This is a genomic window from Micromonospora sp. DSM 43699, assembly GCF_055517075.1.
In genome coordinates, this window is record NZ_JBTMMT010000028.1 from 61,480 (window position 1) to 77,783 (window position 16,304).

A 16,304-nucleotide genomic window follows, 5' to 3' on the forward strand; every position below is an offset into this window, starting at 1 on the left:
TGGACGACGTGGAGCTGCCCCAGCGGCGTTCCCTTGCCCACTAGTCGGGCCAGCTGTCCGGCCGCCGACAAGGCGACGTTCCGCCGATGTGGCGGTATCCGAGGTGCGGGGATACCGCCACATCGGCGGAACCGGCGTCGGGACCACGCCCGGACGCCGGTCTGCGGAAGGGCCGGCCACCGCCGGCGCGGAGGTCAGCGCGAACCGGAGCCGAGGGCCGTCCGGATCAGCCGGTTGACAAGCTTCGGGTACTCCAGGCCGCTGGCCGCCCACATCCGGGGGAACATCGACGTCGGGGTGAACCCGGGCATCGTGTTGATCTCGTTGAGGTAGACGTCCAGGTCGGGGGTGACGAAGAAGTCGACCCGGGCCAGGCCGGCGCAGTCCAGCGCGGTGAACGCGCGGGTGGCGTACTCCTGGACCTGGCGGGTGACCCGGTCGGGCAGGCCGGCGGGGACGTCGTACTCGCAGACCTCGTCGGCGAAGAGGTACTTGGCCTCGAAGTCGTACCACTCGCGGTCGCCGACCATCCGGACCTCGGCCAGCACTGACGCCTCGGGCGCCCCGCCGGCCTCACCCTCCAGCACACCGCACTCGATCTCCCGGCCGACGATCGCGGCCTCGACCAGCACCTTGGTGTCGATCTCACGGGCGGTGGCGACGGCGGCGTCCAGCTGTGCCCAGTCGTCGACCCGGGTGATGCCGAACGACGAGCCGGCCCGGGACGGCTTGACGAAGACCGGCAGCCCCAGCCGCTGCTTGTCGGCCTCGCTCAGGGTCACCCCGTTGCGCAGCACCGCGTACGGCCCGACCGGGATGCCCTCGACGGCGCAGAGCTTCTTGGTGAACTCCTTGTCCATAGCGGCGGCGGAGGCGAAGACGTTCGCGCCGACGTAGGGGATGTCGGCCATCTCCAGCATGCCCTGGATGGTGCCGTCCTCGCCGTACGCGCCGTGCAGCACCGGGAAGACCACGTCGACGTCGGCGAGCGCCCGGGGGCCCTCGGTCGGGTCGAGCACCAGCAGGCCACCGGCGGTCGGGTCGGCCCGGAGCACCACCTCGACGCCGGCCCCGGCGGTGACCTCCGGGAGCTTGCGCGCCCGGATCGCCAACTCGCCCGGTTCCCCGCTGGTCAGCACCCACCGGCCCTGCCGGGTGATGCCGACCGGCACCACGTCGTACTCGTCGGGGTCCAGCGCGCCGAGCACGCTGCCGGCGCTGACGCAGGAGATGCCGTGCTCGGGGCTGCGTCCGCCGAAGACGATCGCCACGCGGGTCTTGCCTGGGGTGGTCACTCGGGTCACCTCTCGATACGCGACTGCGGAGCCGTCAGCTGCGCTCACCCGACTGACCTTACTGTGGGTGGCGACGCGCCGATGGGGATACCCGGCAGGACGCGAGTCACCCTCGCAAACGGTCATCCACCCCGATACGGTACGTGACGGTCAGCCCCGTCCGGGCGGCAGGACGCGGCGTCGCCGACCGACGGCGATCACCTTCACCCGCTGTCGCCCGGCCCGGACCATGCCCAGCGCCATGAACGCCCCGGCGATCCGGTCGGCAGCCTCCCTGCTGTTGGCACCCACCACCTGGCGGCGCCGCTCGGGACAGGACCGCTCGTCGCGTCCCTCCGTCTCCATGGGCCGGACGTCACTGAGCACCACCAGGAACCGGGTCATCGCCGTCATCAGGCCTCTCACAGTCCGAAGTCCCTTCCAGACGGATGGCGGCGGCGGCGCGTGACGATCGGGAACGGGGGAGTAAACCCGATCGCCACGCGCCTCATCCCCTCCGGTCACTCACCATCGCCGTCGCCACGACAACCGTTGGTGAGGACGTAGTCACAGAGTGCCATGTGGACATGCATGAATGCAACTCTCATCGACCTTCTCTCATGCACTGATTCCCATCGACGTGTGTCACCATCAACGTATGGCACCGAAGACCGCTCGGGCTCGCCGCCTGGGCATCGCCCTGCGCACCCACCGGGAAGCCGCCGGCCTCACCCTGGAGGCCGCCGCCGACGAGATCAACAGCACCCGCAGCACGCTCAGCCGCTACGAGAACGCGCAGACCCTGGTCAACCCGGCCACCGTCCGCGCGCTGCTCAGCCTCTACGGGGTACGGCCCGAGGAGATCGCCGCGGCGGTCCAGCTCGCCAAGGACACCCGCAAGCCCGGCTGGTGGGTGCCCTACTCACACCTGTTGGACAAACGCACGATCGACTTCATCGCCCTGGAGGCCGAGGCCACCGGCATCGCCAACTTCGAACCGTCGATCGTGCCGGGGCTCCTCCAGACCGCCGACTACATCCGGGGCGTGATGCGGGGCGGCCCGCACACCCTCACCGACGAGCAGGTCGAGCAGCGGGTCAAGCTCCGCCTGGACCGGCAACAACGGATCACCGCCGCCGAACCACCGATTCTCGACGCGATCATCGACGAGGGCGCGCTGCTGCGCCCGGTGGGTGACCACACGGTGATGGGGGCGCAGCTCAGCCACCTGCTCAAGACGTCGGAGCTGCCGAACATCACCGTCCAGGTGATCCCGCTCTCCGCCGGCTACCACCGGGGCACCCGGGGCTCGCTGCACATCCTGGAGTTCGCCGACCCGGAGGACCCGCTGATCGCCTCGGTGGAGACCGTCGCCGGTCAGATGGTCCTGGACCGGCCGGGCGACCTGCGTACCTGCACCAAGATCATGGAACACCTGCGGACCGTGGCGCTCAGCCCGGCGGACAGCCGCGACCTGCTTCTGCAACTGGTGAAGGGACGGTAGGAGACCGATGACACCGACGATCAGCGCGGCCCTGTCCAGGACCGCCTGGCGAAAGAGCAGCCGCAGCGGGGACGAGGGGGCCTGCGTCGAGCTGGCCCCGCTGCCGGGCCGGGTCGCGATCCGCGACTCCAAGGACCCGACCGGCCCGGTGCTGCTCTTCCCACCCGCCGCCTGGGCCGCCTTCGCCGCCGCCCCGCCGCGCCGCTGACCCCGCCCGCCCCCGCAGTGCACCGACGCGCTGCGGGGGCGGGCGCGTCCGGCCAGCGGGTCGGGTCAGTGGGCCAGCCGGGCGGGTCAGTCACCCCGGGTGGCGTCGGGGCGTACCGATTCGGCGGCGGCGATGGCGGCCCCGCGTGCCCCGGCCATGTCCCGGTCCGGGACCAGGGCGAAGGTGGCCAGCGCGGCCTGCTCCGCCCGGAGCACGGTGTGCGCGCGGACGGTGTCGAGGAACCAGTCCCGGAACTCCGGCGTCGCCTCCACCACCCCACCACCGACGAAGTACGCGTGCGGGTCGGTGAAGTTCGCCGCGATGGTGAACAACAGGCCGAGCGCCGCCGCCTGCTGGGCGAAGACCTCCCGGGCCAGCGGGTCACCCTGCTCGGCGTACCCCCGGAGCAGCTTGGCGGCCCGCGCGGGCGGCTCCTGGGCCAGTGGGTGCCCGGGATACCGGGACAGCCAGTACGGCAGCAGGTTGCGCCCGATCGCGGTCAACGAGGCGACGCTCTCCGCGTCGCCGACGAAACCGCAGGCGCACCGCGGTTCCGGCTGGCCGGGGGCGAGCAGCCCGCCCATCGGGATGTGCACGTGGCCGAACTCGCCGGCCATCCCGGCCGCCCCGGTGACCACTCGGCCGTCGACCACCACCCCGCCGCCGAGCCCGGTGCCGACGATCGCCGCCACCGAGGACCGGGTGACCGCATCCGCTCCGAAGTGGACGTGGTGGGCGTAGAGCGCGGCGGCGTTGCCGTCGTTGTGGTAGACCACCGGGAGGCCGAGCCGCCGCTCCAGCGCGCCCCGCACGTCGAAGCCGTGCCAGGCCGGCTGGGCGAAGTTCGTCGAACCCCGGGACGAGATGACGCCGGTGGCGCTGGCCGGGCCGGGGGTGTCCAACCCCACCGCCCGGACCAGCTCACGGCGCACGCCGGTGTGGGTCAGCACCCCGTCGAAGGCGCGGGCCAGCGCCTCGATCGCCGCCTGCGGCCCTGCGGTCACCTCGCTGGGGATCTCCACCAGCCCGTCCACCAGGAGCCGGTCGTCCAGGCTGAGCACGGTGGCGTTGTTGCTGGTGCCACCGTTGTCGAGGCCGACCACCACCGGTACGTCCGCGCCACCCATCCGCCACCTCCGCCACGCCTGATGCGAGGTTAGTTCCCGTTCCCGCCGCCCGTCACGCCCGGACGGCGGGCGAGGACGCCTGTGGCGTCCCACTCCTCGGCGTACAGCACCGTCGGCACCAGGCCCAGCCCGGTCATCGCCGCACACAGCGCCTCGATCTGCCCGGTGCTGACCTCCACCACCAGGTGACCGCCGGGCCGCAGCCAGTCGACCGCCCCGGCGGCCACCCGACGCAGCACGGCCAGCCCGTCGGCACCACCGTCCAGCGCCACCGGCGCCTCGTGCAGCCGGGCCTCCGCCGGCATCAGCGCCACCGCCGGGGTGGGCACGTACGGGGCGTTCGCCACCACCACGTCCAGCCGGCCCCGCCAGTCGGGCGGCAGCGGGTCGTACAGGTCGCCCTGCAGCACTGTGGCGTCCCGGCCGGCCAGGTTGCGGCGGGCGCAGGCGACGGCGGCCGGGTCCACGTCGACGGCGGCGAGCCAGCGCGGGGCGAGCCGGTCGGCCAACGCGACGCTTATCGCGCCCGACCCGCAGCAGAGGTCGACAAGCGCCGGCGCCGGCCCGGCGACCGACGCGGCGGCCTCCACCAGCAGCCCGGTGCGCGCCCGGGGTACGAACACCCCCGGGTCGACAGCGATCCGTCGGCCGCAGAACTCGGCCCAGCCGAGCAGGTGTTCCAACGGTTCGCCGGCGATCCGGCGGTCGGTGAAAGCGGCCAGTTCCCGCGGCGAGCCGGCGGCGGCGCTGATCAGCGCGGCCTCGTCCTCGGCGTAGACACAGCCGGCGGCACGCAGCCGGGCGACGAGAGCGGTGTGGTCGTGGTGGAACGGATCGGATGCCATGGTGCTGCCTTTCGGGAACGCACGTCGACGCTCCCACCGTCGCTGTCACGGCGACGGGGACTCCGTTACCGCAGCGACGGGGACTCGACGGGGAGCGCCGGTCCTGATGTCTGACGGATCGGACTCACCTCCTCGGGTCGGGGCCCGTGCGGGCCGGCATCACGATAGCGGACCGGCCGCCCCCGCGCTGTCCAGTGCCGCGGCCACGTCGGCGACCAGGTCGACGGTGTCCTCCACCCCGCAGGAGAGCCGTACGAAGCCGGGGGCGGTGTCGTCGCCCCACTGCGCCCGCCGGTCGGCGCTGGTGTGCACGCCGCCGAACGAGGTGGCGGCGGCGACCAGCCGGGACGCGGCGACGAACCGGGCCACCCGGTCGGCGTCGCCGAGGTCGAACGAGAGCACCCCGGGCATCCGCCGCAACTGCCGCGACGCCACCGGGTAAGCCGGGTCCTCCGGCCGCCCCGGCCAACGCAGCCCGGTCACGTCGGCCCGACCGGCGAGCAGTTCGGCAAGCGCCGCCGCGTTGGCGCTCTGCCGGGCCAGCCGCAGGTCGAGGGTGGCCAGCGAGCGGTGCGCCAGCCAGGCGTCGAACGCCCCGGGCACCGCGCCGGTGGTGGTCCGCCACCCGGTGACCGTCTCCAGCAGCTCCGCCGACCGGGACGCGACGTAGCCGAGCAGCAGATCCGAGTGGCCGGTCAGCGCCTTGGTGCCGGAGGCGACCACCAGGTCCGCGCCGAGGTCCAGCGGGCGCTGACCGAGCGGGGTGGCGGTGGTGTTGTCCACCGCCAGCAGCGCGCCGGCCGCGTGTGCCGCCTCGGCCAGTACGGCGATGTCGGCCACGTCCAGGCCCGGGTTCGCCGGGGTCTCCAGCAGCACCAGCCGCACCCCGTCGAACGACGGGTACGGCCCGGCGGTGGGCACGAAGCCGACCCGTACCCCCATCCCGGCCAGGGTGGCGGTCGCGAACGCCCGGATCGGGAAGTAGCCGTCGGCGGGGAGCAGCACGGTGTCGCCGGGGCGCAGCACCGCCAGCAGCACCCCGGTGATGGCCGCCTGCCCGGAGGCGAAGGCCCGGCAGTCGCCCCCCTCCAACTCGCCGATGGCCGACTCCAGTAGCCGCCGGGTCGGGTTGTCCGGGCGGCCGTAGCCGTTCGGGGTCGCGGCCGGCCCCTGCCGGGGGTCGAGGTGGTACGGCGCGGCGAACACCGGGCCGGGCAGGAACGGCTGCCCCGGCTCCGGTGCGGGCAGCCCGGCGTGCACGCACCGGGTGCCGTCGTGCCAGTGCGGCGTGGTCCCCGGTCGGCCGCTCACTCGTACGACTCCGGCTTGGCGGTACGGCTCATCAGGGTCTCCACGGCCAGCCTCGGGTCCATCCCCTCGTGGCAGATCCGCTCGATCTGCTCGGTGATCGGCATCTCCACCCCGTGCGCGCGGGCCAGGTCCCGGATGGCCAGGCAGCTCTTCACGCCCTCGGCGGTCTGCCGGGTGGCCGCCTGGGCCTGTTCCAGGGTCTCCCCCCGGCCCAGGTGCTCGCCGAAGGTGCGGTTGCGGGCCAGCGGCGACGAGCAGGAGGCCACCAGGTCACCCATCCCGGCCAGGCCGGCGAAGGTGATCGGGTCGGCGCCGAGCGCCACCCCCAGCCGGGCGGTCTCGGCCAGCCCCCGGGTCATCAGCATGGCCCGGGTGTTGTCGCCGAAGCCCATCGCGGTGGCGATCCCGTACGACAGGGCGATCACGTTCTTGACCGCCCCGCCCAGCTCGCAGCCGATCACGTCGTCGTTGGTGTACGGCCGGAAGTACGGGGTGCGGATCGACTGCTGCACCAGCTCGGTGCGGCGGGCGTCGGTGCCGGCGACCACCGTCGCGGCCGGCTGCTCGACGGCGATCTCGGGGGCCAGGTTGGGGCCGGAGACCACCACCACCCGGTCCGGGGTGACCCGGGCGGTCTCCACGATCACCTCGCTCATCCGTCGGGTGGTGCCCAGCTCGATCCCCTTCATCAGGGAGACCAGGGTGGCGTCCGGGGCGAGGTGCCCGGCCCACTCGGCGAGGTTGCCGCGCAACGTCTGCGACGGCACCGACAGCACCACCAGCTCCGCGCCGGAGATCGCCTTGGCCGGGTCGCCGGTCGCGGTGACCCGGTCGGGCAGCCGCAGCTCCGGCAGGTAGTCGGGGTTGCGCCGGTGGGCACGGATCGCCTCGGCGACCTGCTCCCGCCGGGCCAGGATCGTCACCTCCCGACCGGCGTCGGCGAGGATCTTGGCGAACGCCGTCCCCCAGGAGCCCGCCCCCAGCACCGCCACGTGACCGTTCATGCCCCTGCCGTCCCTGCGTCGCAGTCGATCCACTCGCTCATTCGGTCACCTCGGGATTGTGCGGACGGGCGGTACGTTCCCACAGCGGCGGTGGTGTCCCACCCCGGATACCGGCGAGCAGGTCACGCAGGGTCACCATGATCTGGTCGGTCATCTCGTCCAGCACCACCCGGCTGGGGGTCGCCCCCGCCCACCGGCTCAGGTCGACAGGCGGACCGGCCACCACCGTCACCGGGGTCCGGGGCCGCAGGCCCACCCGGCCGGTACGTGGGTCGAAGAGCCGTTCCGGCCCCCACATCGCCACCGGGACAACCGGCGCGCCGGTGGCCAGCGCCAGCCGGGCCGCCCCGGTCTTGCCCTTCATCGGCCACAGCTGCGGCTCGCGGGTGATGGTGCCCTCCGGATAGACGACCACCGCGCCGCCCGCGTCCAGCGCGGCGACCAGCCGGTCCAGCGACCTGACGGCGGTGGAGGTCTCCCGTTCCACCGGGATCTGCCGGCACCGGTGCAGGATGTAACCGACCACCGGGACCCGGAACACGCTCGCCTTGCCGAGGAACTGCGGCCACCGGCCGGCGTCGTAGACGAAGTGCGCGCAGACCAGCGGGTCGGCGTGCGACAGGTGGTTGGGGACGATGATGACGCCGCCGTCGGTGCCCAGCCGCTCGGCCCCGTGCCAGGTGCGCCGGGTCCAGACCAGCATCACGGGCTTGACCAGCGCCACCGCGAACCGTCGCCAGAAACCGAGCCTGCGCCGTGTCACCGTGCCTCCCCTCGCCCCGTCCGCGTGCCACACCCCACCGTCGCGCGCCCGCAGCGAAATCATGCCTGCTCGTCCCGGGTACGGCCAGTGAGGGTACCGCCGTCGGCGCTGGCAGGATTGTCGACGTGGGCCAGGCGAGGTGGGTGGTGGTGGTGCCGGTGAAGCGGCTCCGGGCGGCGAAGAGCCGGCTGCGGGGGGCGCTGCCGGTCGTACCGCATGAGGAGCTGGCGTTGGCCCTGGTGGCCGACACGGTCGGTGCGGCGCTGGCCTGCCCGGCGGTGGCCGAGGTGCTCGTGGTCACCGCGGATCCGCGGGTGGCGGCGACCACCGGCGCGGCGGGCGCCCGGGTGGTGCCGGAGCGGCCGGACGCCGGGTTGAACGCGGCCCTGCGGCTCGGCGTCGACACGGCGGTCGCCGACGGTGACGAACGGACCTGGGTGGCCGCCCTCACCGCCGACCTGCCGGCGCTGCGCCCGACCGAGCTGGCCGCCGCACTGCACGCGGTCGTCACCGGCCCACCGGGGGTACGCCGGTTCGTGGCCGACGCCCCCGGCACCGGCACCGCGCTGCTCGCCGCGCCGCCCGGGGTGCCGCTGGACCCCCGGTTCGGGGTCGACTCCGCCGCGGCCCACCTGGGCTCCGGGGCGGTGCCGCTGGTCGGCTCCTGGCCGAGCCTGCGGCGCGACGTGGACACCGCCGCCGACCTGGTCGACGCGGCCCGGCTCGGCCTCGGCCCGGCCACCGGCGCGCTGACCGGCGTCGTCCCGGCGGGCCCCGCCCGGCCCGACTGAACCGCCCGGCGGCCCCGACTGAACCGCCGGCGGGCCCGGACCGAGCGGCCACCCCGGCGGAACCACAGGTGTACGGTGCTGGCATGCAGGGCACCGTGGCGACCTTCGACGCGCAGACCCGCACCGGCGTGCTGCTCCTCGACGACGGCACCGAGCTGGCCTTCCCGGCCCGCGCGTTCGACGCCTCCGGGCTGCGCCTGCTCCGCCTCGGCCAGCGGCTCAAGGTGGAAACGGATCCGGACGGCGGGGTCGTGAGGGTGACGTTGCCGACCATGGCCTGAACAACCCGGGCCAAGTTCATTTTGCGTTAACCGGAATCGGGTGATTATGAGCGGGTGAGCACCCCTCGCGAGCACCCCACCAGCCCGTCCGCCGCCACCGACCCGACCGGCTCCCGCAACGGCACCCGCCGCCGCAGCGGTACCCGCACCCGCCGCGCACCCGAGGACGTCGTCGCCACCGCGCCCGACTCCCCCGGCGCCAGCGCCGCCGGGGCCTCCGCCGGCCTCGACGAGGTGCTCGACACCGGCGACCGGCCCACCGCCGCCGAAGCGTCCGCCGCCGAAGGGGCGGCTGTCGCCGACGGCCCGTCCGCCGTCGAGCCGCTGCCGGCCGACCGGTTCCTCAACCGGGAGCTGTCCTGGCTCGACTTCAACGGCCGGGTGCTGGCGCTGGCCGAGGACACCCACACCCCGCTGCTGGAACGGGCCAAGTTCCTGGCCATCTTCGCCAGCAACCTCGACGAGTTCTACATGGTGCGGGTGGCCGGGCTCAAGCGCCGGCTCTCCGCCGGCCTGCCGGTACGCGGTGGCGACCGGCTGCCGCTGCGTACCCAGTTGGAGCGGATCACCGAGTGCGCCGCCGGTCTGGTCGCCCGGCAGGCCGCCTGCTTCGTCGACGACCTGCTGCCGAAGCTGGCCCGGGAGGACATCCGGATCCTGCGCTGGGCGGAGCTGGACGACCCGGAGCGGGAACGGCTGCGCACCTACTTCCGGGAGCACATCTTCCCGGTGCTCACCCCCCTCGCGGTGGACCCGGCGCACCCGTTCCCGTACATCTCCGGGCGGTCGCTGAACCTGGCCGTGGCGGTGCGCGACCCGGACGGCGGCTCGGAGCTGTTCGCCCGGGTCAAGGTGCCCAACAACGTGCCCCGCTTCGTCCGGGTGGCCCGGGACCAGCCGGGGCTGCGGATGCTGCCGGTCGAGGAGCTCATCTCGGTGCACCTCGGGCAGCTCTTCTCCGGCATGCAGGTGGTCGAGTGCCACCTGTTCCGGGTCACCCGCAACGCCGAGGTGGAGGTCGACGAGGACCGCGACGAGGACCTGCTCCAGGCGCTGGAACGGGAGCTGGCCCGACGCCGCTTCGGCCCTCCGGTCCGGCTGGAGGTGGCCGCCTCCATCTCCGACCACATGCTGGAGCTGCTCGTCCGCGAGCTGGACATGGACGGCCACGACGTGCTGCGGGTGCCCGGTCTGCTGGACCTGTCGGCGCTCTGGCAGCTCTACGGCGAGGCGGACCGCCCCGACCTGAAGGACAAGCCGTTCGTGCCGGCCACCCATCCCCGGCTGGCCGAGGGCGAGGTGCCGCGCAGCGTCTTCGCCACCCTGCGCGACGGCGACGTGCTGGTGCACCACCCGTACCACTCGTTCGCCACCAGCGTGCAACGCTTCGTCGAGCAGGCCGCCGCCGACCCGAACGTGCTGGCCATCAAGCAGACCCTCTACCGCACCAGCGGGGACTCCCCGATCGTCGACGCGCTCGTCGACGCCGCCGCCGCCGGCAAGCAGGTGGTGGTGCTGGTCGAGCTGAAGGCCCGCTTCGACGAGGTGGCCAACATCGGCTGGGCGCGCACCCTGGAACGGGCCGGCTGCCACGTGGTGTACGGCCTGGTCGGGCTCAAGACGCACTGCAAGACCGCGCTGGTCGTGCGCCAGGAGGGCAACCAGATCCGCCGGTACTGCCACATCGGCACCGGCAACTACCACCCCAAGACCGCCCGGCTGTACGAGGACTTCGGTGTGCTCACCGCCGACCCGGAGATCGGCGCCGACCTCACCGACCTGTTCAACGTGCTCACCGGCTACAGCCGGCAGACCGCGTACCGACGGTTGCTGGTCGCGCCGCAGGGCATCCGCAGCGGGCTGATCGAGCGGATCGAGCGGGAGATCGCACACGTCCGGCTGGGCATGCCGGGGCTCGTGCAGTTCAAGGTGAACTCACTCGTCGACGAGGAGATCACCGACGCGCTCTACCGGGCGTCGCGGGCCGGCGTGCACGTGGACCTGCTGATCCGGGGCATGTGCACGCTGCGGCCGGGGGTGCCGGGGCTGTCGGAGAACATCCGGGTCCGCTCGATCCTCGGCCGGTTCCTGGAACACTCCCGGATCTTCCGGTTCGGCAACAACGGCGACGCCGAGTTCTGGATGGGTTCGGCCGACCTGATGCACCGCAACCTCGACCGTCGGGTGGAGGCGCTGGTGCAGGTGAGCGATCCGGTGGCGCGCGCCGAACTCGACCAGGTGATGGGGTACGCGATGAGCCCGGAGGTGGACGCGTTCGAGCTGGCCGGGGACGGCAGCTGGACCCGGCGTACCGGCACCGCCGAGGAGCCCCTGCACGACCTCCAGGAGCTGCTGTTGCGCCGGGTGGGCAGCTCCGCCGGCTGATCCGCGGGCGCGGTCCGGCGAGGCGGACGAGCGACCGGCACGGCGGATTCCTCGGACGTAGGGTGACCAGATGGTGCAGGAGGAACCGAACGGCATCCGGGCGGCCGGTGGGGTGGCCTGGCGGCCGTCCGGGCCCGGCGGGGTAGAGGTGTGCCTGGTGCACCGGCCCCGCTACGGCGACTGGTCGCTACCCAAGGGCAAGCTGGAACCCGGCGAGCATCCGTTGCTGGCCGCCGTCCGCGAGGTGGCCGAGGAGTCCGACGTACGGGCGGTGCCGCAGGTCCGGCTGCCCACCGTGCGGTACCGCAGCGAGGGGCGGCCGAAGGTGGTCGACTACTGGTCGATGCGGGCCGTGGACACCGGCGGTTTCCAGCCGGACACCGAGGTCGACGACGTGTGCTGGCTCGACGTCGACGCGGCGGTCGGGCGGGTCAGCTACCCGCACGACGCGCAGGTGCTTGCCGCGTTCGCCGCGCTGCCACAGGTGACCGGCACCGTGGCACTGGTGCGGCACGCGCACGCCGGCAGGCGGGCCACCTGGTCCGGGCCGGACACCGGCCGGCCATTGGACGCCGAGGGGGTCGCCCAGGCCCGGGCGCTGGCTCCGCTGGTCGCCCTCGTCCGGCCGGTCCGGCTGCTGTCGGCCTCGCCCCGCCGCTGCGTGCAGACCCTGGACCCGACGGCCGCCCTGCTCGACCTGCCGATCGAGGTGTGCGGGGATTTCGACGAGCCGCAGCCCGGTCAGCAGGTCGACGAGTGCGCGCTGGCCGCCGCCGGCCGGCTGGCCGAGCTGGCCGCCGCCGGGGCAACGGTCGGGGTGTGCAGCCAGGGCAAGGTGATCCCGGGCGCGTTGACCCGGCTCACCGGGCGGGGGGACGACTTCACCACCGCCAAGGGTGGGGGTTGGCTGCTCGCCTTCGCCGCCGACCGGCTGCTCGCCGCCGACCGCCTCTGAAACTTCGGGTGCAGGCGCTGCGGCATCGGGCGCACGGGTGGCATGACACGGAAACGGACGTCCACCGTCGGGTGGACGCCCGTTTCCGTCGTACCGGAGATCAGCGCTTGGCGGTGGCCTTCTTGGCCGGTGCCTTCTTCGCCGTGGTGGTCTTGGCAGCGGTGGTCTTCTTGGCCGCCGTGCTCTTGGCAGCGGTGGTCTTCTTGGCCGCCGCGCTCCGGGCGGTGGTCGACTTGGTCGCCGTGGCGCTCTTCTTCGCCGGAGCCGTCTTCTTGGTCGCGGTGGCTGCCTTGGTGGCCTTCGCCGCGGTGGTCTTCCTGGCCGCGGCCGCCGTCGTCTTCTTGGCGGCGGTGGCCTTGGTGCCGGTGGCCTTCGCCCCGGTCGCCTTGGCGGCGGTGGCCTTGGTGCCGGTCGCCTTGGCTGCGGTGGCCTTCGCCCCGGTCGCCTTGGTGCCGGTCGCCTTGGTGCCGGTCGCCTTGGCTGCGGTGGCCTTCGTGCCGGTGGCCTTGGCAGCCGCCGTGGTGGTCTTCTTCGCCGGAGCGGCGGTCTTCGGCACCTTGCCGGTGGCCACCATCTCCTTGAAACCGGCGCCCGGCTTGAAGGCCGGGACAGATGTCTTCTTGACCTTCACCGCCTCACCGGTACGCGGGTTGCGCGCTGTTCGCGCCGCCCGGACACGCTTCTCGAACGATCCGAATCCGGTGATCGCCACTTTGTCGCCCTTGGTGACCGCCGCCTGGACCTCGGCGAGGACCGCGTCGAGCGCCGCCGTCGCCGACTTCCGGTCCCCCAGGCGAGCAGCGAGCGCCTCGATGAGCTCGGCCTTGTTCACGAATTCCTCCCGATTGTGCAACTGACTCGACGCGAGCCATTCTGCGCGCACCGTATGCCCTGTGCTGCCTGGACACAAACATTCGGTGGAAAAAAGCCCTTGTGTCGTAACGGATTCGCCCCCACCGGATGAACCGGTGGGGGCGAAAACCGTGCGCTGGTCGGGCGTACGGCTAGGCCACGGCGGGGGTGAACGACGGCCGACCCGCCTCGTACGCCTCGATGTCGGCGAGGTGCCGGAGGGTTAGTCCAATGTCGTCCAGTCCCTCCATCAGCCGCCAACGGCTGTGGTCGTCGAGCGGGAACGACCAGGTGGACGCCCCGACCCGGACCTCGCGGGCGGCCAGGTCGACGGTCACCGGCGTGGTCGGCTCGGCCTCCACCAGGTCCCAGATCTGCTCGACCGCAGTCAGGTCCAGCTCGACCGGAAGGAGCCCTTCCTTGAGCGCGTTGCCCCGGAAGATGTCACCGAACCGGGGGGAGATCACCGCCTGGAAACCCCAGTCGCGCAGCGCCCAGACGGCATGCTCCCGGGACGACCCGGTGCCGAACTCCGGCCCGGCCACGAGGATCGAGGCCCCGGAGTACGCGGGATCGTTGAACACGAATGCCGGGTCCTCCCGCCACGCGCTGAACAGGCCGTCGGCGAACCCCGTCCGGGTCACCCGCTTGAGGTACACGGCCGGGATGATCTGATCGGTGTCCACATTGGATCTGCGCAGCGGCACGGCGGTGCCGGTGTGGGTGGTGAACTTGTCCATCTCTCGGCAGCCCTTCTACAGGTCGGCGGGGGCGGCGAGCCGGCCGGCCACGGCGGTGGCGGCGGCGACCGGCGGCGACACCAGGTGGGTACGCCCACCCCGGCCCTGCCGGCCCTCGAAGTTGCGGTTGGAGGTCGAGGCGGAACGCTCGCCCGGCTTGAGCGTGTCCGGGTTCATGCCGAGGCACATCGAGCAGCCGGCGAACCGCCACTCCGCACCGGCGTCGGCGAAGACCTTGTCCAGCCCCTCGGCCTCGGCGGCCTCCCGTACGGCGGCGGAGCCGGGCACCACCAGCATCCGTACCCCGTCGGCGACCCGCTGGCCGCGCAGCACGTCGGCGGCGGCCCGCAGGTCCTCCAGCCGGCCGTTGGTGCAGGAGCCGACGAAGACCACGTCGACGGCGAGGTCACGCAGCGGGGTGCCGGGGGTGAGGTCCATGTACTCCAGGGCCCGCCGCGCGGCGGTCCGCTCGGCGTCGGTGGCGAAGTCCTCCGGGTCCGGCACGGCCGCGCCGAGCGGCGCACCCTGACCGGGGTTGGTGCCCCAGGTGACGAACGGGGTGATCCGGTCCGCCTCCAGGGTCACCTCGGCGTCGAAGGTCGCGTCGTCGTCGGTGGGCAGCGTCCGCCAGTAGGCGAGCGCCGCGTCCCAGTCGGCCCCGGCCGGCGCGTGCGGCCGACCCTTGAGGTACGCGAAGGTCGTCTCGTCCGGCGCGATCAGGCCGGCCTTGGCGCCCCACTCGATGGACATGTTCGCCACCGTCATCCGGCCCTCCATGGACAGCGCCCGGATCGCCTCACCCCGGTACTCCACGATGTGGCCACGCCCGCCGCCCGTGCCCACCTGCGCGATCAGCGCGAGGACCAGGTCCTTGGCGGTGACGCCGGGGCCGAGCTGACCGGTGACGTTGACCGCCATGGTCTTCGGCCGGGCCTGCGGCAGGGTCTGCGTGGCCAGGACGTGTTCGACCTCACTGGTCCCGATGCCGAAGGCCAACGCACCGAACGCGCCGTGGGTGGCGGTGTGCGAGTCGCCGCAGACGATCGTCATGCCGGGCTGGGTGACGCCCAACTGGGGACCGATCACGTGCACGATCCCCTGGTTCTCGTCGCCCAGGGGGTGCAGGCGCACGCCGAACTCGGCGCAGTTGCGGCGCAACGTCTCGATCTGGGTACGCGACGTCGGGTCGGCGATCGTCAGCAGGTCGCCACGGCGCAGCCGGAACGAGGGATCGTCGTACCCGGTCGGGGTGTTGTGATCCTCGGTCGCGAGCGTGAGGTCGGGACGACGGACCCCTCGGCCGGCCAGTCGCAGCCCGTCGAACGCCTGCGGGCTGGTCACCTCGTGCAGCAGGTGCAGGTCGATGTAGAGCAGGTCCGGCTCGCCCTGGGCGGTCCGTACGACGTGTGCGTCCCAGACCTTCTCGGCCAGGGTCCTCGGTTGAGTGACTCCCACCATCTGGACATCCTAAATTCTGGGAGGTATGTTTCGGCTTGTGGGACACAGTATGAGCGGTGTCGGCGTCCTCGACAAGGCGGTGGTCATCCTGGCCGCCTGTGTCGACGGTGCCAGCCTGGCCGAACTCGTTGAACGCACCAAGCTGCCCCGAGCCACCGCGCACCGGCTCGCCCAGGCACTGGAGATCCACCGGATGCTGGTCCGGGACACCCAGGGGCGGTGGCGGCCCGGGCCCCGGCTCGGAGAGCTGGCCAACGCCGCCCCGGACGTCCTGCTGACCGCCGCCGAGCCGTTGCTGGCCGCACTGCGCGACGCCACCGGGGAGAGCGCCCAGCTCTACCTGCGCCGGGCCGACGAACGGGTCTGCGTGGCCGCCGCCGAACGGGCCAGCGGCCTGCGGGACACCGTGCCGGTCGGCTCGGTGCTGCCCATGACGGCCGGCTCCGCGGCGCAGATCCTGCTCGCCTGGGAACCACCCGAGGCCGTCATGCCGCTGCTGCCCCGGTCCAAGTTCACCGGCCGCACCCTCGCCGAGGTACGCCGCCGGGGCTGGGCGCAGAGCATCGCCGAACGGGAAGCTGGTGTGGCGAGCGTCTCCGCCCCGATCCGGGACCGCACCGGCCGGGTGATCGCCTCGATCAGCATCTCCGGCCCGATCGAGCGCCTCGGCCGCCGCCCCGGCGAACGCCACGCCATGGCCGTCGTCCGCGCCGGCCAACGCCTCTCCGGCCTCTGACCAGCCCGGCATGACGATCGTCTGCGGCGACTCGCACACCGCCACCCACGGCGCGTTCGGTGCGTTGGCC

17 protein-coding genes and 1 pseudogene are annotated in these 16,304 nt (G+C 73.1%); 8 read left to right on the forward strand and 10 right to left on the reverse strand.

What is annotated here, in order from left to right; all coding sequences use genetic code 11:
* Positions 1-194: 194 nt before the first annotated feature.
* Together AC0AIB_RS16090 and AC0AIB_RS16095 are read right to left on the reverse strand one after the other, a co-directional pair.
* Positions 195-1,295: a D-alanine--D-alanine ligase family protein gene (locus tag AC0AIB_RS16090; RefSeq protein WP_465096976.1), complete on the reverse strand. Its 1,101-nt coding sequence runs from the start codon at positions 1,293-1,295 to the stop codon at positions 195-197.
* Between the two features lie 150 nt (positions 1,296-1,445).
* Entirely contained in the window at positions 1,446-1,679 is a 234-nt protein-coding gene (locus AC0AIB_RS16095) for a hypothetical protein (RefSeq protein WP_328348898.1), read from the reverse strand.
* 253 nt (positions 1,680-1,932) lie between these two features.
* Here AC0AIB_RS16095 and AC0AIB_RS16100 point away from each other — a divergent pair, with 253 nt between their 5' ends.
* On the forward strand, positions 1,933-2,778 hold the full coding sequence (locus AC0AIB_RS16100) for a helix-turn-helix domain-containing protein (RefSeq protein ID WP_465096977.1): 846 nt from the start codon (positions 1,933-1,935) through the stop codon (positions 2,776-2,778).
* A gap of 7 nt (positions 2,779-2,785) precedes the next feature.
* The gene (locus tag AC0AIB_RS16105) at positions 2,786-2,986 is read left to right on the forward strand and encodes a DUF397 domain-containing protein (protein ID WP_328339216.1); all 201 of its coding nucleotides are present in this window, start codon (positions 2,786-2,788) and stop codon (positions 2,984-2,986) included.
* A gap of 86 nt (positions 2,987-3,072) precedes the next feature.
* Here AC0AIB_RS16105 and AC0AIB_RS16110 read toward each other — a convergent pair whose 3' ends face one another.
* From AC0AIB_RS16110 to AC0AIB_RS16130, 5 genes are all read right to left on the reverse strand, one after another.
* Positions 3,073-4,113: an ROK family protein gene (locus AC0AIB_RS16110; RefSeq protein WP_465096978.1), complete on the reverse strand. Its 1,041-nt coding sequence runs from the start codon at positions 4,111-4,113 to the stop codon at positions 3,073-3,075.
* A gap of 29 nt (positions 4,114-4,142) precedes the next feature.
* Positions 4,143-4,958: a putative protein N(5)-glutamine methyltransferase gene (locus AC0AIB_RS16115; protein ID WP_465096979.1), complete on the reverse strand. Its 816-nt coding sequence runs from the start codon at positions 4,956-4,958 to the stop codon at positions 4,143-4,145.
* A 159-nt stretch (positions 4,959-5,117) separates the two neighbouring features.
* The gene (locus AC0AIB_RS16120) at positions 5,118-6,269 is read right to left on the reverse strand and encodes a cystathionine gamma-lyase (protein ID WP_328339222.1); all 1,152 of its coding nucleotides are present in this window, start codon (positions 6,267-6,269) and stop codon (positions 5,118-5,120) included.
* Positions 6,266-7,273: an NAD(P)H-dependent glycerol-3-phosphate dehydrogenase gene (locus AC0AIB_RS16125; RefSeq protein WP_328339224.1), complete on the reverse strand. Its 1,008-nt coding sequence runs from the start codon at positions 7,271-7,273 to the stop codon at positions 6,266-6,268. The genes AC0AIB_RS16120 and AC0AIB_RS16125 overlap by 4 nt, the downstream gene beginning before the upstream one ends.
* Before the next feature lie 37 nt (positions 7,274-7,310).
* The gene (locus AC0AIB_RS16130) at positions 7,311-8,036 is read right to left on the reverse strand and encodes a lysophospholipid acyltransferase family protein (RefSeq protein ID WP_465096980.1); all 726 of its coding nucleotides are present in this window, start codon (positions 8,034-8,036) and stop codon (positions 7,311-7,313) included.
* A gap of 125 nt (positions 8,037-8,161) precedes the next feature.
* Here AC0AIB_RS16130 and cofC point away from each other — a divergent pair, with 125 nt between their 5' ends.
* The 4 genes from cofC (at position 8,162) to AC0AIB_RS16150 (ending at position 12,448) form a co-directional block, all read left to right on the forward strand.
* Complete coding sequence (cofC, locus tag AC0AIB_RS16135; protein WP_328339228.1) at positions 8,162-8,827, forward strand: 2-phospho-L-lactate guanylyltransferase; 666 nt, start codon at positions 8,162-8,164, stop codon at positions 8,825-8,827.
* An 83-nt stretch (positions 8,828-8,910) separates the two neighbouring features.
* Positions 8,911-9,108 carry a cold-shock protein gene (locus tag AC0AIB_RS16140; protein WP_328339230.1) on the forward strand — a complete coding sequence of 66 codons (198 nt, stop codon included), beginning with the start codon at positions 8,911-8,913 and terminating at the stop codon, positions 9,106-9,108.
* Between the two features lie 54 nt (positions 9,109-9,162).
* Positions 9,163-11,493: an RNA degradosome polyphosphate kinase gene (locus tag AC0AIB_RS16145; protein ID WP_442930496.1), complete on the forward strand. Its 2,331-nt coding sequence runs from the start codon at positions 9,163-9,165 to the stop codon at positions 11,491-11,493.
* 70 nt (positions 11,494-11,563) lie between these two features.
* Positions 11,564-12,448: an NUDIX hydrolase gene (locus AC0AIB_RS16150; protein ID WP_328339231.1), complete on the forward strand. Its 885-nt coding sequence runs from the start codon at positions 11,564-11,566 to the stop codon at positions 12,446-12,448.
* Positions 12,449-12,548: 100 nt separating this feature from the next.
* Here the strand turns inward: AC0AIB_RS16150 and AC0AIB_RS16155 are convergent, their stop codons facing one another.
* From AC0AIB_RS16155 to leuC, 3 genes are all read right to left on the reverse strand, one after another.
* Positions 12,549-13,280: an HU family DNA-binding protein gene (locus tag AC0AIB_RS16155; RefSeq protein ID WP_328339233.1), complete on the reverse strand. Its 732-nt coding sequence runs from the start codon at positions 13,278-13,280 to the stop codon at positions 12,549-12,551.
* 172 nt (positions 13,281-13,452) lie between these two features.
* Complete coding sequence (gene leuD, locus AC0AIB_RS16160) at positions 13,453-14,040, reverse strand: 3-isopropylmalate dehydratase small subunit (RefSeq protein WP_328339235.1); 588 nt, start codon at positions 14,038-14,040, stop codon at positions 13,453-13,455.
* A gap of 15 nt (positions 14,041-14,055) precedes the next feature.
* Positions 14,056-15,498 carry a 3-isopropylmalate dehydratase large subunit gene (leuC, locus tag AC0AIB_RS16165; protein WP_328339237.1) on the reverse strand — a complete coding sequence of 481 codons (1,443 nt, stop codon included), beginning with the start codon at positions 15,496-15,498 and terminating at the stop codon, positions 14,056-14,058.
* A gap of 49 nt (positions 15,499-15,547) precedes the next feature.
* Between leuC and AC0AIB_RS16170 the strand changes: the two genes are divergently transcribed.
* The gene (locus AC0AIB_RS16170) at positions 15,548-16,234 is read left to right on the forward strand and encodes an IclR family transcriptional regulator (protein WP_328339239.1); all 687 of its coding nucleotides are present in this window, start codon (positions 15,548-15,550) and stop codon (positions 16,232-16,234) included.
* A 1-nt stretch (position 16,235) separates the two neighbouring features.
* Positions 16,236-16,304, forward strand: a pseudogene (locus AC0AIB_RS16175) (aconitase family protein); the annotation flags it as partial.